Source organism: Aeromonas sp. R7-2 (genome assembly GCF_040908105.1).
In the GTDB taxonomy this organism is placed as follows: Bacteria; Pseudomonadota; Gammaproteobacteria; order Enterobacterales; family Aeromonadaceae; genus Aeromonas; species Aeromonas caviae.
Window position 1 is genome coordinate 16,924 of sequence record NZ_JBFODC010000025.1, and the last position, 25,201, is coordinate 42,124.

20 protein-coding genes are annotated in these 25,201 nt (G+C 63.8%); 8 read left to right on the forward strand and 12 right to left on the reverse strand.

What is annotated here, in order from left to right; genetic code table 11:
- Positions 1-20 precede the first annotated feature (20 nt).
- From uvrC to AB5Y47_RS10565, 7 genes are all read right to left on the reverse strand, one after another.
- Positions 21-1,874 (reverse strand): excinuclease ABC subunit UvrC, encoded by a 1,854-nt coding sequence (uvrC, locus tag AB5Y47_RS10535; protein ID WP_029314745.1) that lies wholly within the window; start codon positions 1,872-1,874, stop codon positions 21-23.
- 110 nt (positions 1,875-1,984) lie between these two features.
- Positions 1,985-2,629: a UvrY/SirA/GacA family response regulator transcription factor gene (gene uvrY / locus AB5Y47_RS10540; protein ID WP_010675231.1), complete on the reverse strand. Its 645-nt coding sequence runs from the start codon at positions 2,627-2,629 to the stop codon at positions 1,985-1,987.
- Between the two features lie 210 nt (positions 2,630-2,839).
- Positions 2,840-3,601, reverse strand: coding sequence for a 3-deoxy-manno-octulosonate cytidylyltransferase (gene kdsB / locus AB5Y47_RS10545; protein ID WP_239053790.1), 762 nt, complete (start codon positions 3,599-3,601; stop codon positions 2,840-2,842).
- On the reverse strand, positions 3,598-3,795 hold the full coding sequence (locus tag AB5Y47_RS10550) for a Trm112 family protein (protein ID WP_270833924.1): 198 nt from the start codon (positions 3,793-3,795) through the stop codon (positions 3,598-3,600). Before AB5Y47_RS10550 ends, kdsB begins: the two co-directional genes overlap by 4 nt.
- A gap of 112 nt (positions 3,796-3,907) precedes the next feature.
- Positions 3,908-4,906, reverse strand: a complete 999-nt coding sequence (gene lpxK / locus AB5Y47_RS10555) for a tetraacyldisaccharide 4'-kinase (RefSeq protein ID WP_368220216.1) — start codon at positions 4,904-4,906, stop codon at positions 3,908-3,910.
- Positions 4,906-6,675 (reverse strand): lipid A ABC transporter ATP-binding protein/permease MsbA, encoded by a 1,770-nt coding sequence (gene msbA / locus AB5Y47_RS10560; RefSeq protein WP_042014329.1) that lies wholly within the window; start codon positions 6,673-6,675, stop codon positions 4,906-4,908. The genes lpxK and msbA overlap by 1 nt, the downstream gene beginning before the upstream one ends.
- A 134-nt stretch (positions 6,676-6,809) precedes the next feature.
- Complete coding sequence (locus tag AB5Y47_RS10565) at positions 6,810-8,951, reverse strand: DNA internalization-related competence protein ComEC/Rec2 (RefSeq protein ID WP_368220217.1); 2,142 nt, start codon at positions 8,949-8,951, stop codon at positions 6,810-6,812.
- Between the two features lie 115 nt (positions 8,952-9,066).
- Here AB5Y47_RS10565 and AB5Y47_RS10570 point away from each other — a divergent pair, with 115 nt between their 5' ends.
- The 3 genes from AB5Y47_RS10570 to AB5Y47_RS10580 all read left to right on the forward strand — a co-directional run bounded on the left by AB5Y47_RS10570 (position 9,067) and on the right by AB5Y47_RS10580 (position 11,694).
- Positions 9,067-9,585, forward strand: coding sequence for a DUF2062 domain-containing protein (locus AB5Y47_RS10570; RefSeq protein ID WP_010675237.1), 519 nt, complete (start codon positions 9,067-9,069; stop codon positions 9,583-9,585).
- Positions 9,579-10,073, forward strand: coding sequence for a DUF2062 domain-containing protein (locus AB5Y47_RS10575; RefSeq protein ID WP_042017571.1), 495 nt, complete (start codon positions 9,579-9,581; stop codon positions 10,071-10,073). Before AB5Y47_RS10570 ends, AB5Y47_RS10575 begins: the two co-directional genes overlap by 7 nt.
- Positions 10,074-10,188: 115 nt before the next feature.
- Positions 10,189-11,694 carry a helicase HerA-like domain-containing protein gene (locus tag AB5Y47_RS10580; RefSeq protein ID WP_368220218.1) on the forward strand — a complete coding sequence of 502 codons (1,506 nt, stop codon included), beginning with the start codon at positions 10,189-10,191 and terminating at the stop codon, positions 11,692-11,694.
- A 79-nt stretch (positions 11,695-11,773) separates the two neighbouring features.
- On the opposite strand, the gene AB5Y47_RS10585 is transcribed toward AB5Y47_RS10580, so the two are convergent.
- The 3 genes from AB5Y47_RS10585 to AB5Y47_RS10595 all read right to left on the reverse strand — a co-directional run bounded on the left by AB5Y47_RS10585 (position 11,774) and on the right by AB5Y47_RS10595 (position 15,274).
- Positions 11,774-12,964: an amino acid aminotransferase gene (locus AB5Y47_RS10585; RefSeq protein ID WP_323929220.1), complete on the reverse strand. Its 1,191-nt coding sequence runs from the start codon at positions 12,962-12,964 to the stop codon at positions 11,774-11,776.
- 135 nt (positions 12,965-13,099) lie between these two features.
- Positions 13,100-14,041 carry a hypothetical protein gene (locus AB5Y47_RS10590; protein WP_162540618.1) on the reverse strand — a complete coding sequence of 314 codons (942 nt, stop codon included), beginning with the start codon at positions 14,039-14,041 and terminating at the stop codon, positions 13,100-13,102.
- 195 nt (positions 14,042-14,236) lie between these two features.
- On the reverse strand, positions 14,237-15,274 hold the full coding sequence (locus tag AB5Y47_RS10595; RefSeq protein ID WP_368220219.1) for a porin: 1,038 nt from the start codon (positions 15,272-15,274) through the stop codon (positions 14,237-14,239).
- 382 nt (positions 15,275-15,656) lie between these two features.
- Between AB5Y47_RS10595 and dinG the strand changes: the two genes are divergently transcribed.
- The 3 genes from dinG (at position 15,657) to AB5Y47_RS10610 (ending at position 19,569) form a co-directional block, all read left to right on the forward strand.
- Positions 15,657-17,729, forward strand: coding sequence for an ATP-dependent DNA helicase DinG (gene dinG / locus AB5Y47_RS10600; protein ID WP_368220220.1), 2,073 nt, complete (start codon positions 15,657-15,659; stop codon positions 17,727-17,729).
- 213 nt (positions 17,730-17,942) lie between these two features.
- Positions 17,943-18,602: a DUF2057 family protein gene (locus tag AB5Y47_RS10605; RefSeq protein ID WP_368220221.1), complete on the forward strand. Its 660-nt coding sequence runs from the start codon at positions 17,943-17,945 to the stop codon at positions 18,600-18,602.
- Positions 18,603-18,672: 70 nt separating this feature from the next.
- Complete coding sequence (locus AB5Y47_RS10610; protein ID WP_368220222.1) at positions 18,673-19,569, forward strand: histone deacetylase; 897 nt, start codon at positions 18,673-18,675, stop codon at positions 19,567-19,569.
- A gap of 89 nt (positions 19,570-19,658) precedes the next feature.
- Here the strand turns inward: AB5Y47_RS10610 and AB5Y47_RS10615 are convergent, their stop codons facing one another.
- Both AB5Y47_RS10615 and ylqF read right to left on the reverse strand, forming a co-directional pair.
- Positions 19,659-20,807, reverse strand: coding sequence for an MFS transporter (locus tag AB5Y47_RS10615; protein ID WP_180898886.1), 1,149 nt, complete (start codon positions 20,805-20,807; stop codon positions 19,659-19,661).
- A gap of 301 nt (positions 20,808-21,108) precedes the next feature.
- Positions 21,109-22,059: a ribosome biogenesis GTPase YlqF gene (gene ylqF, locus AB5Y47_RS10620; protein WP_010675247.1), complete on the reverse strand. Its 951-nt coding sequence runs from the start codon at positions 22,057-22,059 to the stop codon at positions 21,109-21,111.
- A gap of 341 nt (positions 22,060-22,400) precedes the next feature.
- Between ylqF and AB5Y47_RS10625 the strand changes: the two genes are divergently transcribed.
- Both AB5Y47_RS10625 and AB5Y47_RS10630 read left to right on the forward strand, forming a co-directional pair.
- Positions 22,401-23,792 (forward strand): alkaline phosphatase, encoded by a 1,392-nt coding sequence (locus AB5Y47_RS10625; RefSeq protein ID WP_323954846.1) that lies wholly within the window; start codon positions 22,401-22,403, stop codon positions 23,790-23,792.
- A 24-nt stretch (positions 23,793-23,816) separates the two neighbouring features.
- Positions 23,817-25,184, forward strand: coding sequence for an alkaline phosphatase (locus tag AB5Y47_RS10630; protein WP_174218574.1), 1,368 nt, complete (start codon positions 23,817-23,819; stop codon positions 25,182-25,184).
- Positions 25,185-25,201 lie beyond the last annotated feature (17 nt).

A 25,201-nucleotide genomic window follows, 5' to 3' on the forward strand; every position in this document is an offset into this window, starting at 1 on the left:
CCTTCACACCAAAGGCAGCGCTAGAGCGAGTGCAATGCGTCGTGGATGGACTGAGCCAGCTCCTGGCTGATGCCGGGCACCTTGGCGAGCTCGTCCACCCCGGCTTTTTTCACCTCCTGCAAGCCACCCAGGTATTTGAGCAGCGCCTGCCGCCGTTTCGGCCCCACCCCGGGAATCTCTTCCAGGGTACTGGTGGTGCGGGCCTTTGCCCGCCTGGCCCGGTGGCCCGTGATGGCAAAGCGGTGGGATTCATCGCGAATGTGCTGGATGAGGTGCAAGGCGGGCATATCTGCCGGCAGGTGCAGCTCTTCGTGGCTGTCCCCCAGGATCAGGGTTTCCAACCCCGCCTTGCGGGTCACCCCCTTGGCGATGCCCACCAGCAGCGGGTATTTGCCGCCGAGAAACTCCAGCTGGCGCGCCAGGATCTCCTCCGCGCGGCGCAACTGGCCGAGACCGCCGTCGATGAACAGCACATCCGGCACCTTGTCCGGCTCCTGCTGCTTGCCAAAACGGCGCTCAAGCGCCTGCTCCATGGCGGCGTAGTCATCCCCGCCGGTGATGCCGTCGATGTTGAAGCGGCGGTATTCCGAGGAGAGCGGCCCCTCCCGGTTGAACACCACGCAGGAGGCCACGGTGCGCTCCCCCATGGTGTGGGAGATATCGAAACATTCCATGCGGGCGATGGGGGTCTCGAGCTCCAGCAGCTCCTCCAGCTGATCGTAACGGGCGGTGATGGTGCTCTTGTGGGCGAGGCGCGAGCGCAGCGCGGTCTGGGCGTTGATGGAGGCGAGCTTGATGAAGCGGGCCCTTTCGCTGCGCGTCCGGCTCACTACCCGCACCTTGTAGCCGGCGGTCTGGCTCAGGGTGTCTGCGATGACGCTCTCATCCTCCAGCGCCACGTCCAGCAGCACCTCGCTCGGGATCTGCCGTCCCCCCTGCCCCGACAGATAGAACTGCAGCAGGAAGGATTGCACCACCTCGTCAAGCGGGGTATCGGCCGGCACTTTCGGGAAGTAGCTGCGCGATCCCAGCACCTTGCCCTGGCGGATGAAGAGCACGTGGATGCAGGCGGTCCCCTGCTCGAAGGCCACCCCCACCACGTCGAGCTCGTCCAGCACGTTGCCGCTCACAGACTGCTGCTCGGTGACCCGGCGCAGGGCCTGGATCTGATCCCGGTAGCGGGCCGCCTCCTCGAAGCGCAGATCGCCGCTGGCGGACTCCATCTTGCCCACCAGTTCGCCGATCACCTGCTGGTTCTTGCCCGCGAGGAACAGCTTGGCCAGCGCCACCTGCTGGGCATACTCGGCCTCGCTCACCAGCCCCGCCACGCAGGGGCCGGCGCAGCGCTTGAGCTGGTAGAGCAGGCAGGGGCGGGTACGGTTGGCATAGACCGCATCCTCGCACTGGCGCACCGGGAAGATCTTCTGCATCAGGTGCAGGCTCTCGCGTACCGCGCCGCCGGAGGGGTAAGGGCCGAAATACTCCCCCTTCACCTTGCGGGCGCCGCGATGGACGCCGATGCGCGGGTGCCGATGGTCGGTGATGATGATCCAGGGGTAGGACTTGTCATCCCGCAGCAGCACGTTGTAGCGGGGCTGGTACTGCTTGATGAGGTTGTGCTCGAGGATCAGCGCCTCGGTCTCGGTGTGGGTGACCGTTACCTGCACATCGGCAATCTGGCGCACCAAGGTGCGGGTCTTGATGCTGTCGACGTTGGCCCGAAAGTAGGAGGCGAGCCGTTTCTTGAGATCCTTGGCCTTGCCCACGTAGATGACGGTGCCGCCGCTGTCGTACATGCGGTAGACACCGCTCTGGTGGGTGACGGCGCTCAGAAACGCCTTGCTGTCAAAATGGGGCTCGGGAGAGAGGGTCATCGGCAACTCGACTCAACGGATGAATGCAAAAAGACGGGGAGAGCATACTGCCCACAGCCTGCAAAAAGCAAAAGGCGGCCGGTGCCGCCTTTGGTGTCCACACGCCCCCGTTACAGGGTATCGGCATCCAGCATGCCATAACGAATGGCCAGATGGGTCAGCTCCACGTCGCCGTTGATCCCCAGCTTGCTGAACAGGCGGTAGCGGTAGCTGTTGACCGTCTTCGGGCTCAGGTTGAGCTGCTCGGAGATGTCGGTCACCTTCTGCCCCTTGGTGATCATCATCATGATCTGCAGCTCCCGCTCGGAGAGGGACTTGAAGGGGTTCTCGTCGGCGGAGGCGAACTGGCTCAGGGCCATCTGCTGGGCGATCTCCGGGGAGATGTAGCGCTGACCGGAGTGAACCAGGCGAATGGCGTGGATCATCTCGTCCGGCGCGGCCCCCTTGGTGAGGTACCCGGCGGCGCCCGCCTGCATCACCTTGGTGGGGAACGGATTTTCTGAATGAATGGTCAGCACTATGATGCGTACATCGGGGCGGATCCGCAGGATCTTGCGGGTCGCTTCCAGACCACCGATGCCCGGCATGTTCATGTCCATCAGGATCACATCGGGGTGATGTTGCCGACAGAAGGCCACCGCGGTTTCCCCGCTCTGCGCCTCGCCCACCACCTTGATCCCGCGGACGTCTTCCAAAATGCGTCTTATCCCTGTACGCACCAACTCATGATCATCGACCAGGAATACATTAATCACCCAAACACCCCGTTTTTTATCTCGTTATATGCCAGTTAGGGTTAACACGGCGTCTTGCATCATAACCAAACTCGATGATTTGGCAAACCATGGGCGGGAAAAGTTTGAAATTGCTCGTAAAATCCGTTTTAAATCAAATTATTATACAAAGAATCAATTAAAAAACGGCGCCCTGGGGCGCCGTATTGCATCAAAGCCGTTCCGCCAGCCTCAACCGGCCAGCAGCGCTCGCACCTTGTCGAGATCGGCCTGGGTGTCCACCCCCACCGGCGGGGCTTGCAGCGCCTGGGCCACGTGGATCTTCTCCCCGTACCAGAGCACCCGCAGTTGCTCCAGGGCTTCGACCTGCTCGAGCACGCTCGGTGCCCAGTCCACGTAACGCTGGATGAAGCCGGCGCGATAGGCGTAGATGCCGATGTGGCGTTGGTAGTGATTGCCAATCTGCTCGCGGCTCTGGGCAAAGCGGTCCCGATCCCAGGGGATGCTGGCGCGACTGAAATAGAGGGCATACCCCTCCCGGTCGGTCACCACCTTGACGGCATTGGGATTGAACGCCTCTTCGGCATCCCTGATCGGCACCGACAGCGTCGCCATGGGCGCGCTGGCCGCGGCCAGGTTGTCCGCCACCTGGCGGATGATGACGGGGGGAATGAGGGGCTCGTCCCCCTGCACGTTGACGATGATGGTATCGGCGGCAAAGCCGTAGTGACGGCACACCTCGGCCAGACGCTCGGTGCCGGACTGGTGATCCGGTGAGGTCATGCACACCTCGAACCCGGCAGCGGCGGCAAAGGGGGCCAGAGCCTGCTGCACCCGCTCGTCATCGGTGGCGACGATCACCCGATCGGCGCCCGATTGCAGGGCCTTCTCCACCACGTGCTGCACCATGGGCTTGCCGTGAATGTCGGCCAGCGGCTTGCCCGGCAGCCGGGTGGAGGCGTAACGGGCAGGAATGACGACGACGAAACTCATGGCTTCAGCTCTTCCTGCGCCAGGTGACGGGCCCGGTTCTCCAGCAGCACCGGGATCCCCTCCTCCAGGGGATAGGCCAGTCTGTCGAAACGGCAGATGAGCTCCTGAGGGCCCTCGGCGTGCGCTTGATAGTGCAGTTTCCCCTTGCAGACCGGGCAGGCGATGATGTCGAGCAGTTTAATATCCAGTGCCACAACGAAACTCCTTTAACGATTTCCCACAGGCGATCTTGCCTGGCATGTCAATGTGCAGGGCCAGCCCCCGAGTCCGGGCGCTGGCCGTCTGTTCCAATCCGGTGGCGCCCGGTCAGGGCGCCTGGTGCCCGTCCCCTCTTCCGGGCTGCGGGCCCAGGGTGCGCAGCAGCGCCTCCCCCAGGGCATCGGGCAGCTCGGCGCTGACCGGCAGATACCACCAGTTGTCCGGGGCGAAGGGGCGGCACTTGACCGCATCCTTCTCGGTCATCAGCAAGGGGCGCTGGCGGAAGCGGGCCAGCAGCTCGGCGGCGTCGAACGCCTGGTGATCCCCGTAGCCGACGCTCTGCACCAGCTCGTAACCAAGGGCGGTCAGGGTGGCGAAGAAACGGGGGGGATGGCCGATGCCCGCCAGGGCATCCACCGGCCCCGAGAGGGGGGCCGTGAGAGGCGCATCGTCGCACACCCGGCGCAGGGTATCCGGCACCAGGCGCATGGCGTACTCGCCACGGGCGGGTTCGCCGCCGTTGCAGATGATGGCATCCACCCGCTTGAGGCGGGTCGTGGGCTCGCGCAGCGGCCCCATGGGCAGCAGACAACCATTGCCAAAGCGCCGCGCCCCGTCCACCACCACCAGTTCGATGTCACGGGCCAGGGCATAGTGCTGCAGGCCGTCGTCGGTGACAATGATGTCCACCTCACCGCTTTGCTCCAGCAACAGCACAGCATCGGCCCGTCTGGGGGCCACCGCCACGGGGCAGCCGCAGCGCCTTGCGATGAGCACGGGCTCATCCCCGGCCTCGGCCGGGGTGCTGCACTCATCCAGTCGATAGGGGTAATGGGGCGCCTTGCCGCCATAGCCGCGGCTGACCACGCCGGGGCGCCAGCCCCGGGCCTGGAGTTGTTCCACCAGCCAGACCACCACCGGGGTCTTGCCGTTGCCCCCCACCGAGAGATTGCCCACCACCACCACCGGCAGGGTGGCCCGATAGGCGCTGAGCCAGCCCCGGCGATACCCCAGACGGCGGACGCCGCTGATCAGAGCAAACAGCAGGGCGAAGGGGGCCAGCCCCCAGCGCCAGAGGCTGTTCCCGTACCAGAGTCTGGCCAGCATCAGCCCTTGTTACCCGTGGCTGTATTACCAAACTGAATGGCCCGCAGCTGGGCATAAGTACCATGCATGTCCATCAGGGTTTGGTGGTTGCCGCGCTCGACGATGTGCCCCTCGTCGATCACCAGGATCTCGTCCGCCTTCTCGATGGTGGAGAGGCGGTGGGCGATCACGAGGGAAGTGCGCGCCTTGCACAGCTCGTCGATGGCCGCCTGGATGTGGCGCTCGGACTCGGTGTCCAGGGCCGAGGTGGCTTCGTCCAGCAGCAGCACCGGGGAGTCCCGCAGCAGGGCGCGGGCGATGGCGATGCGCTGGCGCTGGCCGCCGGAGAGGGAGGCGCCGTTCTCGCCGATGACGGTGTCATAGCCTTCCGGCATCTTGCTGACGAAGTCGTCCGCATGGGCGATGCGGGCCGCCTGCTGGATCTCGTCGCGGCTGTACTTCTCTTCCGCCGCGTAGGCGATATTGTTGGCCACGGAGTCGTTGAAGAGGTGCACGTGCTGGGAGACCAGGGCGTACTGCTTGCGCAGCTCGCTCAGGCGGTATTCGCGGATGTTGACGCCATCCAGCAGAATTTCCCCCTCTTCGATGTCATAGAAGCGGGTCAGGAGGCTCGCGATGGTGCTCTTGCCGGAGCCGGAACGACCCACCAGGGCCACCGATTTGCCCGCCTCCACCTTGAAGCTGATGTTGCGCAGCGCCGGTGTTTCCTTGGTCGGGTAGGTGAAGGTGACGTTGCGAAACTCGATTTCACCTCGGGCACGTTCCAGGGTGCGGGTGCCGGTGTCCTGCTCCGGGGTGGAGTCCAGCAGACCGAACAGGCTCTGGCAGGCGGTGATGCCGCGCTGGAACTGGTTGTTCACGTCGGTCAGGCTTTTCAGCGGCTTGAGCAGCATCATCATGGAAGTGACCATGACGGTGAAGGTGCCCGCGGTCAGGGTCGCCTTGACGCTGTCGATGGTGGCGACATAGAGGAAGACCGCAAGGGCCACGGAGGCCACCATCTGGACGATGGGGCTGCCGATGGCGTCGGCGGCGACCATCTTCATGGTCTGCTGGCGCATCCGGTTGCTCACCTGGTAGAAGCGCTTGTCCTCCACCTCCTGGCCCCCGAACATCAGCACCTCTTTGTGCCCCTTGAGCATCTGCTCGGTGGAGGTGGTGATGTCACCTACCGCCTGCTGGATGTGGCGGCTTATCTTGCGAAAACGTCGGCTGATGATGCTGATGAGGATCCCGACCAGGGGCCCCACCACCAGGAAGATCACCGACAACTGCCAGGAGTGCCAGAACATCAGGCCCAGCAGGCCGATGACGGTGGCCCCTTCCCGCACCAGGGAGACCAGGGTCGAGCTCGCGGCGGACGACACCTGACCGGCGTCATAGGTCACCTTGGAGAGCAGGTTGCCGGTGTTCTGGCGGTCGAAGAAGCTCATGGGCATGGCCATCAGGTGGCTGAACACCTGCTGCTGCAGGCGCATCACCACGTGGTTGCCGACCCAGGCCATGCAGTAGTTGGAGAGGAAGGCGGCGCAGCCGCGCAGAGCCACGATGCCGAGGACGAAGAAGGGCATCCACTTGAGCACGCTGCTGTCGTTGCCGTTGAGCCCCTGATCGATGAGCGGTTTGATGGAGTAGACGAAGGTGGTATCCACGGCCGCATAACCCAGCATGCCAATGATGCCGCCCACCAGACCCAGCTTGCGATCCCGGACATAACCGAGCAGGCGCTTGAAGACGGTCCAGCTCTCTTGTGAGGTTTCTTGTTGCATGAATAGCCGTTAATAAGGGAAATGACGGGCTATTCTAGCCAAACCTTGGAGCTACACCAAGCGCCGCTGGCACGATGGCTACAACCCGGGTCACAAATGAAGGCCGCCCCTTGCCGGGCTGGCTCACCGGATCCTCACTCCCTTCCCCATACCTGCGGCTGCCACCAGGGGCCGCCACGCCTGTACCAGGGCCCCTGCTCCCGCTCGGCCCGGATCCTGAGCCCCGCGTCCCCCGGCTCGATCAGGATGGCGCCATCCTGCCCCGTGACCCACTGCCGCGCCCCCTGGTATCGCGCCACCACCTCGGGGCGGGGAAAGCCCCACTGGTTCATGAAGCCTGCGCTGTGCACCACGAAGGCAGGTTTCACCGCCGCCACGAAGGGGGCCGTGGAGGAGGTGCGACTGCCATGGTGCGGGCTCACCAGCAGGGTGCTGGCCAGCCCCGCGCCCTCCACCTCCTCCAGCGCCAGTGCCAGCAGGCGGCGCTCTGCCTGCTGCTCGATGTCGCCGCTCAGCAGCAGCCGATGACGCCCATCGTCCAGCTGCACCACGCAACTGTCGTTGTTGCGCCCCGCCCCGGCTGCCAGGGGCCAGAGCACCCGCACATCCAGTCCCTGCCAATGCCACTGCTGACCTCGGCGGCAGGCCTGGGTAGCCGGTCCAAAGGGGAAGGAGGAGAGCTCCCGGCGCACCGCCATGCTCTGCAGCAGAGCCTGCCGGTTGCCCGCGTGATCCCTGTCTCTGTGGCTGATGATCAGGGTGTCGATCACCCGGATGCCGAGCCGGTTGAGCAGGGGCAGGATGGCCGCATCCGCCATGTTGTAGCCCCCGGGGTAGCGATCCCCGGTATCAAACAGGATGGCCCGCTCGCCCCGGGTGACGAGCACCGAGAGCCCCTGCCCCACGTCCAGCACCCGCACCTGCCAGGCAGCGGGAGCAGGCCAGAGGGCGAGCAGCAGGGCCGCCGCCACCGGTCCCCCCAAGGCGCGCCCTCCCGGCAGGTGCCATCCCGTCCACAGCAGGATCAGCAGGGCGCTGGCGGGCATCAGCCAGCCGGGCACCGGCCACCAGAGCTGCAGGCGATCCGCCAGCTGCGTGAGCCCCCACAGCACCCACTCCAGGCCGAAGGCGGAGACCCAGAGCAGGCCGTGGGCCAGCAACGTGGAGAGGGGCGCCACCAGCACGCCGATGAGCGCCAGGGGAATGATGACAAGGCAGAACAGCGGCAGTGCCAGCAGATTGAGCAGAAACGCCAGGGGCGCCATCCCCTCGAACAGCAGCAGTTGCAGGGGCAGCAATCCGAGCAGCAGCAGAAGTTGCAGCCGCACCAGGCCGGGGCGATCGTGCAGCAGGCTCGCCAGCAACAGCAGGGCCACCGCCAGAAAAGAGAGCCAGAACCCCGCAGAATAGAGGGCGAAAGGGTCCCACAATGTCAGTACCACAAAGGCCCACAGCCAGATCCGGTGGCTCGGCCAGTCCCGCTTTAGCCAGCGCAGCAGGCTCCACACCAGCACCATGATGAGGGCACGCTCGGTGGCCACCGCAAACCCCGCCAGCCAGCTGTAGGTGGCCGCGAACAGGAGTGACACGCAGATAGCCCCGCGCAGCCCGAACAGCCGCCCGAGCCACCAGCCGAGCACCGCTACCAGAGCGATATGCTGGCCCGAGATGGCGATGATGTGGGTCAGGCCGCTGCCGCGAAAGAGTTCCCACTGGGCATCCGTGATCCCTCCCTGCTCCCCGAAGGTGAGGGCCGCCAGCAGGGGGGCCTGCGCCATCCCCTCCCAGGCGTGACTCGCCGCCGCCAGCCAGCGATCGCGCACACCCGGGGGCACGGCATCCAGGGCGATGACCCGGCGCAGGTTGCCGGTGGCGGTGATCCCCTTGCCAAGGAGCAGGCGCCGCCCATCCATCCCCGCTTCGTTGGCCAGGCCATGGGCCGGCTTGAGAGAGGTCACCAGGGTGACGCGGCTGCCGGCAGGCAACGGCGGCAACACCTGATAGGCATTGACCCGCACCAGGGGTGGCACGATGAGGGGGCGATCGTCCAGGGTGTCGAGGCGCAGCAGCAGGCGCGCAAATTTATCCCCCTCTTTCTCTCCCGAAGACTCCGTACTTTGCACGTGTGCGGTTATGATGTGGCTCGTTTTTTTGCCAAGCTGATCCAGCCAGGCAAGCCGGTAGTGCAAATTCACCTGCATCCAGAGGATGCCGAGCAGCAGAAACAGCAGCCGCCAGCAACGACCACCGGCGAGGGGGAGCGCGAGCAGTAGCATCAGGCCACCCCATTCCCATGAAGGCAGCCATGGCCAAAGCAGTGAGGAGCTTGCCCCCAGGGCAAACGACAACAGACGCAGATCCATGGAGCAAGTATTTAGCAAGGTTCAGAACATGCCCAAACGAATCATACAGCGCTGGCTACCCGACCCGGCGACCCTCAAGGAACACAAGCACTTGCGACTCTTTGGCAAGCTGCTGCTGGATGCCAACCTCTGGCATCTCAACCGGCGCTCCGCCGCCGGTGCCTGTGCGGTCGGCCTCTTCATGGCCTGGGTTCCCCTCCCCTGCCAGATGCTGCTGGCCGCTGGCGGCGCCATCGCCTGCCGGGTCAACCTGCCCCTCTCGGTGGCCCTGGTCTGGCTCTCCAACCCCCTGACCATGCCACCGCTGTTTTATGGCGCCTATCTGGTGGGCTGCCAGTTGCTGGGGCAACCCTCCCAGCACATCGAGATCACCTTCACCTGGGCCTGGCTGGTGTCGGTGTTCGAGACGGTAGCCCCGCCGCTCTTGCTGGGCTCCCTGGTGCTTGCCCTGCTGAGCGCCCTCGTCGGCTATGTCCTGGTTCGCGCGGGCTGGCGCCTGAGCACGGTGCGCCAGTGGCAAAAACGCAAGGTGGCGCGCCCATGCTGAATCGCTGGTTGGCCCGCTTCAAGATTGACCCCGATACCCTACGCCAACAGAAGTGGTTCGCCCTCTTTGGCGAGCGACTGCTGACACCCGCCCTCTGGCAAGGGGGAACGCGGGCCCTCTGTGGCGCCGTGGCGGCCGGGCTGTTCGCCAGCTGGGTCCCCATGCCCATGCACTCCCTGGTGGCCGTCGCTCTGGTGCTGGCGTTCAGCTTCAACCTGCCGCTGGCCCTCTTGGCGGTCTGGTTCAACAACCCGCTGACGCTCCCCTTCATGTACCTCTACGCCTATCGTACCGGTTGCCTGGTGCTGAACGAGACGCCAGCCCCCTTCCATCTCACCTGGTCCCTGCACTGGCTGGAGCAGGAAGCGGCCATCCTGGTGCCCCCCTTCCTGCTCGGCAGCCTGCTGCTGGCGGTGCTGAGCGCCGCCGCCGGCGCCTTGCTCACCCTGCTGCTGTTACAACTGGGCAAGCTGACCCGCCCCCGCTAGGTTGCCAGCACGCCGTCCTTGTCTCGGGCGGCGTGCCTTGCCATCGTCTGCCTCTGCCACCACACTCCTTGTAACCCGTTGTTTTTCGACCCCCATTCGAAACAAGGAGCCCACCATGGCCGAACCGCTCACGCTGGCCCATGCCAATGGCAACCCCCTCTCCCTGCTCCCCGCCATGGCCAATCGCCACGGCCTTATCACCGGGGCCACCGGCACCGGCAAGACAGTCACCCTGCAGGTGCTGGCGGAGGGGTTTTCCCGCCTCGGCGTGCCGGTCTTTCTGGCAGACGTGAAGGGGGATCTGAGCGGCCTGGGCGCCGCCGGCACCCCCTCTGCCAAGCTGGATGCCCGTCTGGCCCAGCTCGGCCTTCAGGCACCCGACTTTGCCGCCAGCCCCACCCTGTTCTGGGATCTCTTCGCCGAAGAGGGCCACCCGGTGCGGGCCACCGTCTCCGACATGGGGCCTCTGTTGCTTGCACGCCTGCTCGGCCTCAACGACACCCAAAGCGGGGTGCTGGAGCTGGTGTTCAAGGTGGCGGACGACGAGGGGTTGCTGCTGCTCGATCTGAAAGACCTGCGGGCCATGGTGCAGTTTGCGGGGGAGCACGCCAAGACTCTCACCACCCGCTACGGCAATGTGTCGACCGCCTCCATCGGCGCCATCCTGCGCAACCTCCTCACCCTGGAGAGCGCGGGCGGCGATCACTTCTTCGGCGAGCCCATGCTGGACATCCAGGATCTGATGCAGACCGACGAGGCGGGCCACGGCCATATCAATGTGCTGGCCGCCGGCAAGCTCACCCAGTCCAGCCGCCTCTATGCCTGCTTCCTGCTCTGGCTGCTCTCCGAGCTGTTCGAACAGTTGCCCGAGATAGGGGATCCGGAAAAGCCCGTGCTGGTGTTCTTCTTCGACGAGGCCCACCTGCTGTTCAAGGATGCACCCAGGGCGCTGCTGGAGAAAATTGAGCTGGTGGTGCGCCTCATCCGCTCCAAGGGGGTGGGCGTCTACTTCGTGACCCAGAGCCCGGCCGACATCCCCGACAGCGTGCTGGGGCAGCTTGGCAACCGGGTGCAGCACGCCCTGCGCGCCTTCACCCCGAGCGATCAGAAGGCGGTGCGCATCGCCGCCAACACCCTGCGGGCCAACCCTGCCTTCGACGCCGCCGGAGCCATCACTGAACTGGGGGTCGGGGAGGCGCTCATCTCCCTGCTCGACGAGAAGGGGAGGCCCAGCGTGGTGGAGCGCGCCTTCATCGCGCCCCCGGCCAGCCGCATCGGCCCCCTGAGCGCGGCCGAGCGCCAGGTGCTTATTCAGGGCTCATTGCTCTACGGCAGATACGACACCCAGGAGGACAGGGAGTCCGCGTTCGAGCGGCTTCAGGAAGCATCGCCCGCCGCCGGCGACGAGACTGCTTCCCCACAGACCGACCAGGGCGGCGGTCTGCTGGATGCCTTGAATGGCATCCTGTTCGGTCGCACCGGCCCCCGTGGTGGCCAGCATGACGGGGTGGTGCAGACCGCCGCCAAGAGCGTGGCCCGCACCCTCGGCAACGAGGTGGGACGCCAGCTGATGCGCGGGGTGCTCGGCTCCCTGCTGGGAAGCAGCAAGCGGCGCCGCTGATGCTGGAAAATGAAAAAGCCCGCCGATACGGCGGGCTTTTTATGGCTGAAGCAAGGCGCTGGGCGCAGATGCTTCTCTCTTACAACACCTTGGCGATAGCGTCGCAGAGGGGATCAATGTTGGCGCGGGTGATGCCTGCCACGCTGATCCGGCCGGAGCCGACGATATAGATGGCGAATTCGCTCTTGAGGCGCTCCACCTGATCCTTGGAGAGACCGGAGAAGGAGAACATGCCGTTCTGTTCGCGGATGAAACTGAAATCCTGGTTCACCCCCCGCTCGGCCAGCTTCTCCACCAGCAGCTCGCGCATTTCGCGAATGCGCACCCGCATGGCGGCCACTTCTTCCACCCACTCCGCATAGAGGGCCGGGTCGCTCACCACGGTGGTGACAACGGCGGCGCCGTGTGACGGCGGGTTGGAGTAGTTGGCACGAATGACGGTCTTCACCTGGGTGAAGGCGACGTCGGCCACCGCCTTGGTCGCGCAGACCAGAGTGAAGGCGCCGACCCGCTCGTTGTAGAGGCCGAAGTTCTTGGAGAAGGAGCTCGCCACCAGCAGCTCGTCGTGGCACTCGGCGAAGATGCGAAGGCCTTCGGCATCCTCTTCGATACCCCGGGCGAAGCCCTGATAGGCGAAGTCAAAGAGCGGCAGCCAGCCGGCGGCGGCACTCTGCCTGGCCAGGGCGCGCCACTGCTCGGTGGTGGGGTCGATACCGGTCGGGTTGTGGCAGCAGCCGTGCAGCAGCACCAGATCCCCCGCCTGCGCGTCAGACAGGGAGGCCTGCATGGCGGCGAAGTCGAGTCCCTTGGTGGCGGCGTCGTAGTACTTGTACCACTTGACGGTCAAACCGGCCGCCTGGAACACGCTGACGTGGTTCGCCCACGTGGGATCGGAGATCCAGATGGTCTTGGCGAGATTGTTGCGTACCACGAACTCGGCGGCGATGCGCAGGGCACCGGTACCGCCCGGCGCCTGCGCCGTCTTGGCGCGGCCGCTGGTCACCAGGGTGGCATCACGGCCGAACAGCAGTTGCTGCACGATGCGGCCGTATTCGATATTGCCTTCGATACCGAGGTAGTTCTTGGTCTTCTCGTCGGTCAAGAGCTTCTGCTCGGCTTGCTTGACGCAGTGAAGGATAGGAGTGGCACCGGTCTCATCCTTGTAGATACCGACCCCCAGATTGATCTTGTGGCTGCGAGTGTCGGCACGGAAGGCTTCGGTCAGGCCCAGGATCGGATCCGCTGGGGCGGCAACAACCTTTTCAAACATGGTATTCCCTGTAGTCCGTTGAGTTCGTTGGCTGGCAAAGTAGGTTGGCAAACAAAAGCGCCCGTCCAGGGAGCGCTTCGTCAGCTCTTTATACCACTGCCTTCCATAGGGGAAAACCGCTTTCTCGGCGCCGCCTCAACCAATCCCGTGCCAATCCGGTGCCAGGGCACACACCTCGACCGACAGACCCCGATTCGACTCCACCAGATCATTGCACTGCGCCAGCAGCGCACGGGGGATACGGCTCGGCTCCCAGGGCCGGCCATCCCCCAGGGGAGCCCCGTAAGCCGCCTTGATGGGCACCAGATCCCGGGGCAGCCACCAGCTCGCCGGTCTCCCCAACCGCTGGGCCAATGCCAGTACTCTGTCGACCCCGGCCGGATCCAGGGCAGTGAGGTGGCTCCAGAGGGTCTGGGGCGGCAAGGCGGCGATCAGGGGCTCCAGCGTGCCGGGATCCTCGGCAGGATACCAGACCAGCAGGGCGTCGGCGGGCAGTGGCAACTCGGCGAAAGCACCGACGGCATCGGTCGTGATCACCCGCTGTATCTCCCCCTCTCCCCAGAGGATCTTGCCAAGCTGCGCCAGGGTGCGGGCTGGCAGCGCCACCTCCCCCAGGGTCTGGAGCCAGGGGGCGGCATCCAGCAGGGTGCCGCCGCTGAGAAACAGGCTGAACGGCCGTGCGGCCCGCAGACGAAGGGGCAGATCACTGCAAAGCCGGATCCCCTTGTCTTCGAAGTCGATCTGCTCGATGGGGCTGAAATGACCCTCCCCCTTGCGATACAGGGCCGCCAGCACCCGCTCGTTGACCCTCTCCCCCAGTTGCCAGCCGTGGGATTGCAGCCACTCCTCGGGTTCCGGCGGGGCACTGGCCATCTTCGCCAGCATCAGCTCCCGGGTCAGATAGCGGTGCCCGGCAGGGGTGAGCTCATAGTGATGATTGCCAAGGGCCAGCAGCAACTGGTTGTCCCGAAGCATGCCGATGAGCGGCTGCCATTGACGACCGCGAACAGCCTGGGGGCCGCCTCTCAGCAACTGCTGTGCCAGCGCGCGCCACTCGGGGTGGGTGAAATCGATCAAAGGCATCCTTCCCTGTCGGCCAATCTGCTTCAACAAATTGAATAATCTAGCGATTTACCAGAGGAGAACCAAGGGTGCAAAGAAGACAACGTGATATGGCGCAGGGCCAGAGGACGAAAAGTGGTGAAGGGGCCAAAAAACAGAACGGCCAAGCAAGCTTGGCCGTTCATCAACTAAATCAGCGCAGAGGCTAGATTAGAAGTTGTATTGCAGGGCAACAGTCAACTCGTCGTCCTTGTCGTTGATACCCTGGATTTTGTACTCGGTGTACGCCTTGAACTTGGAAGTGAAGTTGTACTGCACGCCCAGCAAGGTTTCGTCGACGATGTCTTCGTAAGAAGAACCGGCGGAGTTGGACAGTACCTTGCCTTCGGCGAAGTTGTAACCGGCCAGGAAGGTCCAGGCGTCAACGTTGTAGGAAGCAGCCAGCTCGTAGCCACGGCCCTTGTCCTTGTTGTTGCCTTGGGTGGTGTTGTCGTAGCTCAGGTCACCCTGGGTGTACATACCGGCGAAGTAGAAACCGTTGATGGCGTAGTGTGCGCCCAGGGCCCACTCTTTCTTGTCGCCAGAAGCGGTGCTGACGGTGCTTTCCAGGTCGGAGTAAGCGTAACCGGCGTTCAGGCCCAGACCGAAGTCGAAGTCGTAGCCAGCAGCAGCGGCGTAGCCGTAGTTGCGCTTGACGTTCGGACCGTAGACGTCGGTTTCCTTGATGCCTTGACCGATGTCAGTAACCTTGACAGCTACGTCATCGTTGGTCTGGTAGGACACTTTGCCCTTGAAGCCACCGAAGGTGTTGGAGTAGATGATCTGGCCTTCTTGACGACCGTCGTAGAAGTTACCTACGTCACCCCATTCGTTGAAGATATCGGTCGGCTCCAGCACGTCGTAGAACGCGGTGTCGGTCTGGCCGAAGATGATCTTGCCGTACTGGGTACCGTCCAGGCCGACATAGATGTGACGGGAGTTGAACTTGTTGTCAGAGTTTTCGGCGGATACTTGCCACTCGGTCTTGGCGATACCGGACCAGGTGTTGTTCAGGCCGACTTTGCCGGACCAGCCCAGACGGGAGGAACCAACCAGTTCAGCGTCGGTATCGTCGTGTTCACCGTAGTAGTTGGCTTGAACACGGCCGTAAATGTCAAAGGAGGTGCCGTCTTTGTCGTAAACGACAGCAGCGTTGGCTGCGGATGCGAACAGAGCCGGGATAGCAATAGCCAGAATTGTCTTTTTCATAGTTTCCAATGCCTACTGTAATTAAACACTAAGTCCTTGTTATTCCCTGTGTTAGCGATGTTCTTTGCATCACTATGGCGCCGAGACTATCACCGGGTTTTCGAATCCGCAATGAAAAAACTTGGAACTTTTTATGAAAACCATAGTCACAGGGAAAAATTTGTGAGCTGAATCTCACAATGTTTGCCCCATCAGGGAAAACGTTTACAGCGATACTCTCTGCCTGAATCCCTCTTTTTTGGTGGTTTATTGCAACCCCCTGTTCCCTCATAACATATGTGCAAAGCTGGGGCTGACCCGACTGCTTCTCCCCTGCCTCGACCCGGGCCGCCTGTTGCGGGTATCCTGTTGCCATCCACACCGACACGGCCACACCTTCTTTATGCTATCGACTCGCCTCAAAGCCACCATCCGCAATACCTATCGCCAGATTGCCGATGGTTTACCCGGTTTTGTGCCGCGCAAGGAGCAGAATTTCCTGGTTGCCGAAATCGCCAAGACCCTGACGGGAGAATATGACAGGAGTCGCCGCATCCTGGTGGCCGAGGCAGGCACCGGCATCGGCAAGTCCCTCTCCTATGCCCAGGGGGCCATACCAGTGGCACGGCTGACCCAGAAGAAGCTGGTGATCTCCACCGCCACCGTGGCCCTTCAGGAGCAGCTCATCCACAAGGATCTCCCCTTTTATCACCGTCACAGCGAGCTGCCGTTTCGTTTCATGCTGGTCAAGGGGCGCCAGCGCTACTGCTGCGAGCACCTGCTGGAGCAGGCGGCAAACGGCAGCGAGATGGCCAATTTCGAACTCGACTTCGGCGCATTGAGCAAACACAAGCCATCGGATGCTGACAAAGCGTGCTACCAGGGGCTGTGGCAGGCCTACACCGAAGGCAAGTGGGACGGGGATCGGGACAACTGGCCCAAACCCATTCCAGACCCTTGCTGGGATCGCATCGCCGCCGACCGCCACACCTGCAACAAGGCCCTGAGCCACCATCAGCACTGCCCCTTCCATCGGGCCCGCAACGACATGGACGCGGCAGACGTGCTGGTGGTCAACCACGCCCTGCTGCTCTCCGACCTCACCATGGGTGGCGGCATCATATTGCCGCCACCGGACGAGTGCATCTATGTGCTGGACGAAGCCCATCACCTGCCCACCATCGCCCGGGATCACGGCGCCGCCAACGCCAGCATCAAGGGATCCCGCCGCTGGCTGGAAAAGCTGGTGCAAAGTGCTGGCAAGCTGGCCAGGACGCTGAACAAGGAGAGCCTGCTCGATCCCCAGCTCAAACTGCAGGATGCCCTGGCCTCTCTCCAGCCGGATCTCAAGGCCCTCGAGCAGTGGCTCGCCAGCAATGATCACCTCTTTGGCGGCGAGCCCCACCACAGATTCGCCGATGGGGTGCTGCCGGATCCCCTGCCCATGCTGGCGGAAAACCTCAAGGAGGCGAGCAAGAAGGCACTGAGGGCGCTGGACAGAATGCAGGGGGCCATCGGCGAGGCGCTCAAGGATGGCGAGATTCGTCGCAAGGAGGCCGAGCCTCTGCTGGCGGAGAGTGGTTTTCACCTGCAGCGGCTCGAGAGCTTCTGCGCCCTCTGGGAGATGCTGAGCCGCCATGTTCCCACCGGCAAGACCCCCCTCGCCCGCTGGATGGCCAGAAGCGAGGACGGGGACATCTGGCTGCACGCCTCCCCCATCGAGGTGGGGTATCTGCTGGAGGAGTGGCTCTGGTCCCGCTGTCTCGGGGCCGTGCTGGTGTCGGCGACCCTCACCGCCCTCTCCTCCTTCAGTTATTTTCGCCACCAGGTGGGGCTCAAGGAGCATGACGGCACCCGCTATCTGCGCCTTCGCTCCCCCTTCGACTACCACAAGGCCGAACTCTATCTGCCCAAGATGGCCCATGAACCCAGTGCCCCCGCCTTCACCCAGGAGTTGATCGATACCCTTCCCCGCCTGCTGGCAGGCAAGGAGGCCAGCCTGGTGCTCTTCTCCTCCTATCGCCAGATGAACGAGGTGGCGGTGGGGCTGCGAGCCAAGGGGATGTCGCTCCTGGTACAGGGGGAAGCGTCCCGCAGCGCCCTGCTCCTCTTGCACAAACAGAAGTGCGACGGCGGCCAGGCCAGCATCCTCTTTGGCACCGGCAGCTTCTCGGAAGGGCTGGATCTGCCTGGCCACTACCTCACCAACCTGGTGATCACCAAGCTCCCCTTCGCGGTGCCCAACTCCCCCGTGGAAGAGGCAACCGCCGAGTGGATAGAGCAGCGCGGCGGCAACCCCTTCCTGCAACTGACGGTGCCGGAGGCGTCGCGCAAGCTCATCCAGGCCTGTGGCCGCCTCATCCGAAAAGAGGCGGATAGGGGGCGGGTCACCATCCTGGACCGGCGCCTGCTGACCAAGCGCTACGGCAAGGGCCTGCTGGACGCCCTCCCCCCCTTCACCCGACGCATCGAGTGACACGGCTGACGCCCGCCATGCGCTCCCCTGACCCTCATGTCAGGAGGGGGCAGGAAGATAGAAGAGCACGCTGCCCGCAGGACTCGGGGCAGCGGGATCCACACCCCGCACACCGGAAGGCGCCATAAACGGCTATTGCCGCTGTGGGGCAAACCTGTAAAAATGACCCCCTATTTTTCAGTGGGCAATTGCCTGACTGTTCAAGGAGATGAAATGAAACTGACTGTTCTGGTACCGGCCCTGGCTGGTCTGTTGTGGGCAGGTAGCGCCCTGGCCGCTAGCCAACTGGAAATTACGAATCCCTATGTCATCCAGCTGCTCGATGGCGAACCCGTCAACCCCCAGCTGCTCGACAAAGCCACCGTCTTCTCCCTGGAGCCCGGCAGGCACCAGGTCGTGGTCGCCTTCGAGGGCAACTACTCCAGCCGCAGTGAAACCAAGCTGGTCACCGCCGAGCCCCTGGTGATCAACTTCACCACCGCCGACAACCAGCAACTCTTCCTCGACTTCAAGAAGCCCCGCAAGGAAGAAGAAGCCAAGCGTTTCGTCAAGGAACAGAACGTCGTTCTGAAAGACAAATCCACCGGCCAGGTTCTGAAATCCGAGCAGTTCGTCATGCCGACCGTGGGTGGCTTCCAGCTGACCCGTGACTATCAGCAGGAGCTGCTGAAGATGGGCAAGGCCTTCAACCAGCCCAAGACCGTTTCCGTCTCCACCGCCGCCGTGATGGCTGCCGCCAGCGCACCGGTGGAAGTGGCCCCGAGCAAGGCCATGAGCAACCCGGAAGCCCTGACCCAGCTGCAGAGCTGGTACAACAAGGCCGATGCGGAGACCCGCAAAGCCTTCCAGATCTGGGTGATCCAGCAGCAGTAAGGCGCATCGCACGCCTGCATCGAGGGGAGCCTGGCTCCCCTTTTTCATACCCGTTCATGGCCGATGCTTCATGTCACTGCGCATCTTCTATCACCCCCACTACTCCGCCCTGACGCTGCCCGAGCGTCACCGCTTCCCCCTGGCCAAGTACCAGGCGCTGTTTGAACGCCTCGTCGCCCTCGACTATCCGCTGGCACAGGCCGCCCCTGCCAGCCGTGAGCAGATAGAGAAGGTGCACGATGCGGCCTATGTACAGGCCGCCCTCGCCGGCACCCTCGATGAAGGGGCCATTCGCCGGCTCGGCTTTCCCTGGTCTCCCCTGCTGATTGAACGTACCCTGCACTCGGTCGGCGCCACCCTGGCCGCCAGCCGCCACGCCCTTGCACAGGGCTGCGGACTGCAGATTTCCGGTGGCTACCACCACGCACACCGGGGGTTTGGCAGCGGCTTCTGCCTCTTCAACGATCTGGTGATCGCGGCGCGAACCTGCCTGGACGAGGGACTCTGCGAGCGGGTACTGATCGTGGATCTCGATGTCCATCAGGGAGATGGCAGCGCTGCCCTGTGCGCGGGCAGCCGCGACATCATCACCCTCTCCCTGCACGGGGAACACAACTTCCCCCGCCACAAGCCGGCCTCCCATCTGGACTTTCCCCTGCCAAGCGGCATGGAGGACGACGCCTATCTCGAGACCCTGGACCAGGCCCTCGCCCTGGCTCATCGCCTCTACGCCCCCGACTTCATCCTCTATCAGGCCGGGGTGGATGTGCACCGGGACGACGAGCTGGGCTACCTCTCCCTGAGCGACTCCGGCGTGCGCCAGCGCGATGCCATGGTCTTTGACTCTGCGCTTCGCCACGGGCTGCCCATCACCGCCGTACCGGGAGGGGGTTACCGGCGAGACTGGCAGCAGTTGATCCCGCTGCACCTCTCGCTCTTTGAAGTAGCAAGGCACCGGTTTGGTTGAGCGGCACCACCCGGCCCATGACGAAATAGAGGCGACCCTTGGGTCGCCTCTTCTATATCCGTGCACAGTGATGATGACGCCGTCTGCCCTCAGGCATGGGCCATTGGCGTCGGGTGCTCGCCCATCTTGCGCAGCAGCATCAGCAGATAGACCAGGGAGACCCCGGCAATCACCATGAACAGCAGATGATCCGAGTAGTGCTGCATCAGGAGCGCCGTCAGGGTCGGCCCGAGCAGGCTGCCGATGGTGTAACTCAGCAGCAGCGCCTGGTTCATGGCCACCAGTTGATGCTGCTCCACCTTCTCGCAGGCCCAGGCCATGGCCACCGGATAGAGCGTGAAGCCCGCGGCCCCCAGAATGAACAGCATCGGTCCCATGGCTGCGTTGCCGAGCATCGCCATGGCCCCCAGGATCACCACCAGCACCTGTACCCGCAGCACCGGCAGGCGCCCGAAACGATCTGCCAGACGCCCCACCGGCCATTGCCCCAGGATGCCGGCGCTCACCATCACCGCCATCCAGTAGCCGATGGCCCCGTCGCTCACCCCCTGGTGGTTCAGATAGAGCGGCATCAGACCATAAAGCACCCCCAGCACGATGCCGGAGAGGATGCAGCCGTTCACCCCCAGACGCGCCTGACGCAGGCGCAGCATCGGCCAGACCGGAGTCCTGGCCTGGTGGTTGCCTGACGGACTGGCGATGCGGGTGAACAAGAGCGGCAGCATGGCCGTCAACACCAGGGCGGTCACCCAGGGCAGCACCGCCATCAGCGACGTCGGCACCTTGCTCACCAGCAGTTGCCCAAGCACAGTGCCCACGTAATAGACCATCATGTAGGCGGCCAGCAGGCGACCCCGATTGCGGGCGTTGCCGCTGCACATCAGCGCGCTCTCCACCACCACCCAGATCATGGCGCAGCCGACACCGGCGATGAATCGCCAGGCGAGCCAGCTCCAGAACGTCACGGTAATGCCGAGCCCGACGCAGCCTGCGGCAAAGAGCGCACTGGCCAGGTAGTAACTGCGATTGAAGCCGCAGCGGGCGATGAGTCTGCCCGCCAGCAGGGTTCCCAGCAGGTTGCCGGTGAAATAGGAGGAGCCGACCATGCCGACCTGCCAGGTGGGCAGATGCTCATGGGCGAGCCAGAGCGGCACCAGGGTATTCAATACCGCGATGGCCAGGGTCAGCAACAGCAGGCCACAGAGCAGGAGCAGCACCGGGCGGGAGTATGTGGTCATGGATAGAACCGTGGGGAGAGGCAAAATGCGAGCGCATCATGCCACCGCCTGTGCCTTTGTCAATCGGCACTGAGGCCGGGTCGCAAGGTTTTTCTGCCCACCGTGATGGCAACACGGCAAGGCCCTCCCCTGACGGGAGCCTCATCCCCTTGATTGGCCGACACCTTGGTCATGATGAGGAGAAGCGGGCGGTTGAATATCGACCCTGTGCCTCCCTCACACCAGAGCGCCATGACCAGAAGAGGCGACCCAGGGCCGCCTCTTCTTTCTATCAAGCACAACCTATCGTGCACAACGCCGGTCAGCGCTGGCGCTTCTTGGCGTACTTGCGACGAGCCCGGGCCTGGCGCTCCTCTTCCCGCTCCGCCTTCTCCCTGGCTTTCTGCTCAGCCTCGGCCTGGGCTTCCACTATCTCGACGCTCACCATCTCTGGCGTCTCCAGGGAGATCCGCCCCAGCATGCCGGACCGGAATTCATTGACCAGGATTTCCGAGGCCTTGTGCAGATCCGCAAGCCCCCCCTTGCGCATGAAGCCGCGCTGACGGGCAATGAGATCCAGCAGCTCGATCTCGGTCTCCGGCAGCTCGCTCAGCTGGTAGCGTGCCTTGATGCGCTCCGGATAGGCCTTGATGAAGTAGTCGGCGGCAAACATGGCGATGTCGGCGTAATCGAAGACGGTATCCTTGATGGCCGCCGTGATCGCCAGTCGATAACCGCAGGAGGGCGGGTTGAGCTTGGGCCACAGGAAGCCAGGGGTGTCCGTCAGGATGACGTGGTTGTCGAGCTTGATCCGCTGCTGGGACTTGGTCACCCCCGCCTCGTTGCCGGTCTTGGCGATGATCCGCCCCGCCAGGGTGTTGATCAGGGTGGACTTGCCCACGTTGGGGATGCCCATGATCATGGCGCGCACCCCGCGCAGCTCGAAGTTGCGCTCCGGCAGCATCTCGTGGCACAGGGTCAGCAGTTGCTTGATCTTCTCCGGCTCCTGCTGGGTCAGGGGCAGAGCCTTGATCCCCTTCTCCTGCTCCATGTGGGCCACCCACAGCTCGGTGATCTCGGGGTCGGCAAGGTCTGCCTTGTTGAGCACCTTGATCACCGGTGTCTCCCCGCGCAGCTCCGGCACCAGGGGGTTCTCGCTGGAGAAGGGGATGCGGGCGTCGAGCATCTCGATGATGACATCGACCTGGGGCATGACCTCTGCAATCTCTTTGCGGGCCTTGTGCATGTGGCCGGGGAACCAGTTGATGGACATATCCGTTACTCTCTCATTGGCATGCGGTCCCCTCTCGGGGCTGCGGGCGCTCGGGGTTGCGGGTGCGTGGTGATGCGCCAGACCGCTGGCACTCATCGCAAGGGGGCGCATTTTACCTGCTGCGGCCCCGATTTGACAGGCTATTCTGGCCGGGTGTTGTCACCCGGGTGGCCGGATGCCCGCCACGCCACCGGGAGGTGAGTGGCAGAACACAATCAACATAACCCATTGATATAATATAACATTTACAAGGCGCTTTCACCGCATTGTCATCTCTCTTCACTAAAAGTGTCATCTGCTCCCTCTAGGCTGCGCTCAGGTTTCACAAGGAGCGAACCCCAATGAGAAAGATGGCAGGACTTGCAGTGATGATAGGCGCCGCCCTGGCCGCCGGCTGCAACTCCAACAACGACAGCAACACCCCGGAACCCAGCGCCAAGAACGTGATCTTCTTCCTCGGCGACGGCATGGGTCTCAACACCCTCACCGCCTCCCGGATCTATGGCGTCGGCGAAGAGGGCAGCCTCACCATCGACACCCTGCCGGAAACGGCCTTCATCAAGACCTTCTCCCACGATGCTCAGGTGACCGACTCGGCCCCCTCCATGGCGGCCTACATGACCGGGGTCAAGAGCAACAACGGCGTCATCAGCATGGACAGCGACGCCACCCAGGAGAGAGATTGCAGCCAGAGCGGCGGCAAAGCGGTGACCACCCTGCTGGAGCTGGCCAAGGCCGATGGCCGTGGCACCGGCGTGGTCACCACCACCCGGGTAACCCACGCCACCCCGGCCGCCACCTATGCCCATATCTGCAACCGGGACCTGGAGGCTGATATCGCCGTCCAGATGGTGCCGGGGGGCAGCGGTTACAACAGCGCCCTGAAGGAGGGGCTGGACGTGGTGCTCGGGGGCGGCAGCGGCTTCTTCCTGCCCAGCGCCGACAAGGGCAAGCGGACCGATGGTCGCAACCTCATCGACGAGATGAAGGCGAAGGGCTATCAGTTTGCCGCCACCCTGGACGAGCTGAACCAGGCCGATGCGAGCAAGCCGCTGCTGGGCCTGTTTGGCTCAAGCCACATGAAATATGACCTGGACCGACCCGCCAGCGAGCCGTCACTGGCCCAAATGACCCTGGCTGCCATCAAGCAGCTCAAGGGCAAAGAGAAGGGCTACTTCCTGATGGTGGAAGGGGGGCGCATCGACCACGCCCTGCACGACACCAACGCCAAGCGCGCCCTGCAGGATACCCTCGCCTTCGACAACGCCATCCAGGCCGCCATCAATGAAGTGAAGAAAACCGATCCCGAGCTGAAAAACACCCTGATCGTGGTCACCGCCGACCATGACCACACCCTGGTGCTCAACGGGTACGCCAAGCGCACCGGCAAGACCACGGCAGGCAATGCGGGCGTGCTCGGGCTGGTGAAGAACTACGAGACCGGCGAGCCGAGCAAGGATAGCGATGGCATGCCCTACACCATCATCGGCTTTGGCAACGGCTACAACCGGGTGGACGGCCCGCGCAGCAGCGTGGCGGCCCTCGACGACGCCACCGTCTCCGCCGACGACTATCACCAGGAGGTGGTGGTCAAGGTGGGCGAGATAGGCAACGAGACCCACGGCGGTACCGATGTCTTCCTCGGCGCCATCGGCCAGGGAGCGGAGCGCTTCCACGGCTCTCTCGACAACACCGCCGTGTTCGGCAAGATCAAGGCTGCGGCCAAGCTGTAAGGGATTATCAGGATGAACATCACCATGAAAAAGACGCTGGTCTGCACCGCCCTGCTCGGCACGCTTGGCGGCCTCTCCCAGGCGCACGCCGCCGATGCCAAGAACGTCATCCTCTTTATCGGTGACGGCATGGGCCCCACAGTGCTCACCGCCACCCGCCTGTTCAAGGTGGGGGAAGAGGGGGATCTCGAGATGATGAAACTGCCCCAGAGCGCGCGCATCAAGACCTTCTCCCACGATGCCCAGACCACGGACTCCGCCCCCTCCATGGCGGCCTACACCACCGGCGTCAAGATGAACAACGAGGTGATCGCCATGAGCAGCGACACCAGGGCAGTGGCACCGTCCAAGGATGCCAACGGCAACAAGGGCATCAACAACTGCACCAGCGACAACGGGAGCCCGGTGCCCACCATTCTCGAGCTGGCCAAGGCGGCGGGCAAGTCGGTGGGGGCCGTCACGACCACTGAGCTCACCCATGCCACCCCGGCGGCGACCTATTCCCATATCTGCCACCGGGATGCGGCCTACGCCATCGCCGAGCAGGCGGTACCGGGCGGAGCCGGCTTCAACCAGGCACTGGGGGATGGGGTCGATGTGCTGATGGGGGGCGGCGCCAACCACTGGACGCCCTACAGCGCCAGCAACAAGGGCGGCCGGGCCGACGGCCGGGATCTCACCGCCGAGCTGACCGCCCGGGGCTACCGCTATGTCACCACCAAGGATGAGCTCTCTGCCGTCAACTCGGGCAAGGTGCTGGGGCTGTTCAGCACCAAGTCCCACCTCGACTACGAACTGGACCGCGTCGCCAAGGGGGCGGCCAGTACCCAGCCGTCCCTCTCCGAGATGACCGCCAAGGCGATCGATCTGCTCAGCCAGAACAGCCAGGGCTACTTCCTGATGGTGGAGGGGGGGCGTATCGACCACGCCCTGCATGCCACCAACGCCAAGCGATCCCTGACCGATGCGGTGGCGCTGGACGAGGCGGTCAAGACGGCCCTCGGCAAAGTGGATTTGAGCGATACCCTGATCGTGGTTACCGCCGACCACGACCACACCATGACCATCAACGGCTATTCCGCCAAGGGCAACAAGGTGCTGGATCTTGTCAAGAACGCCGATGGCTCGACCCAGAACGACGCGGACGGCAAGCCGTTCACTACTCTGGTATTCGGCAACGGCCCCAACCGCCAGGACCAGCGCCCCACCCTTACCAGCGATGAGGTGATGGCGGATGACTACCTGCAGGAAACCGGAGTCAAGCTCGGCTCCGAGACTCACGGCGGCGGCGATGTGATGCTGTTCGCGGGCGGCGCAGGCAGCAGCCAGTTCAAGGGCACCCTCGACAACACCCGGGTGTTCGGCAAGCTCAGGGAGGCCCTCGGCCTGTGATAAAGGGGCCCGGCACC

Bases quoted from the DNA above. Each gene is read 5' to 3' on its own strand.
- lpxK (WP_368220216.1), bottom strand. From the start codon at position 4,906: ATGCTGGCCAGACTCTGGTACGGGAACAGCCTCTGGCGCTGGGGGCTG.
- AB5Y47_RS10570 (WP_010675237.1), top strand. From the start codon at position 9,067: ATGCCCAAACGAATCATACAGCGCTGGCTACCCGACCCGGCGACCCTC.
- AB5Y47_RS10615 (WP_180898886.1), bottom strand. From the start codon at position 20,807: ATGACCACATACTCCCGCCCGGTGCTGCTCCTGCTCTGTGGCCTGCTG.
- AB5Y47_RS10610 (WP_368220222.1), top strand. From the start codon at position 18,673: ATGTCACTGCGCATCTTCTATCACCCCCACTACTCCGCCCTGACGCTG.
- AB5Y47_RS10625 (WP_323954846.1), top strand. From the start codon at position 22,401: ATGAGAAAGATGGCAGGACTTGCAGTGATGATAGGCGCCGCCCTGGCC.
- uvrC (WP_029314745.1), bottom strand. From the start codon at position 1,874: ATGACCCTCTCTCCCGAGCCCCATTTTGACAGCAAGGCGTTTCTGAGC.
- msbA (WP_042014329.1), bottom strand. From the start codon at position 6,675: ATGCAACAAGAAACCTCACAAGAGAGCTGGACCGTCTTCAAGCGCCTG.
- AB5Y47_RS10585 (WP_323929220.1), bottom strand. From the start codon at position 12,964: ATGTTTGAAAAGGTTGTTGCCGCCCCAGCGGATCCGATCCTGGGCCTG.
- AB5Y47_RS10580 (WP_368220218.1), top strand. From the start codon at position 10,189: ATGGCCGAACCGCTCACGCTGGCCCATGCCAATGGCAACCCCCTCTCC.
- AB5Y47_RS10630 (WP_174218574.1), top strand. From the start codon at position 23,817: ATGAAAAAGACGCTGGTCTGCACCGCCCTGCTCGGCACGCTTGGCGGC.
- AB5Y47_RS10565 (WP_368220217.1), bottom strand. From the start codon at position 8,951: ATGCTACTGCTCGCGCTCCCCCTCGCCGGTGGTCGTTGCTGGCGGCTG.
- AB5Y47_RS10575 (WP_042017571.1), top strand. From the start codon at position 9,579: ATGCTGAATCGCTGGTTGGCCCGCTTCAAGATTGACCCCGATACCCTA.
- kdsB (WP_239053790.1), bottom strand. From the start codon at position 3,601: ATGAGTTTCGTCGTCGTCATTCCTGCCCGTTACGCCTCCACCCGGCTG.
- AB5Y47_RS10605 (WP_368220221.1), top strand. From the start codon at position 17,943: ATGAAACTGACTGTTCTGGTACCGGCCCTGGCTGGTCTGTTGTGGGCA.
- dinG (WP_368220220.1), top strand. From the start codon at position 15,657: ATGCTATCGACTCGCCTCAAAGCCACCATCCGCAATACCTATCGCCAG.
- AB5Y47_RS10595 (WP_368220219.1), bottom strand. From the start codon at position 15,274: ATGAAAAAGACAATTCTGGCTATTGCTATCCCGGCTCTGTTCGCATCC.
- ylqF (WP_010675247.1), bottom strand. From the start codon at position 22,059: ATGTCCATCAACTGGTTCCCCGGCCACATGCACAAGGCCCGCAAAGAG.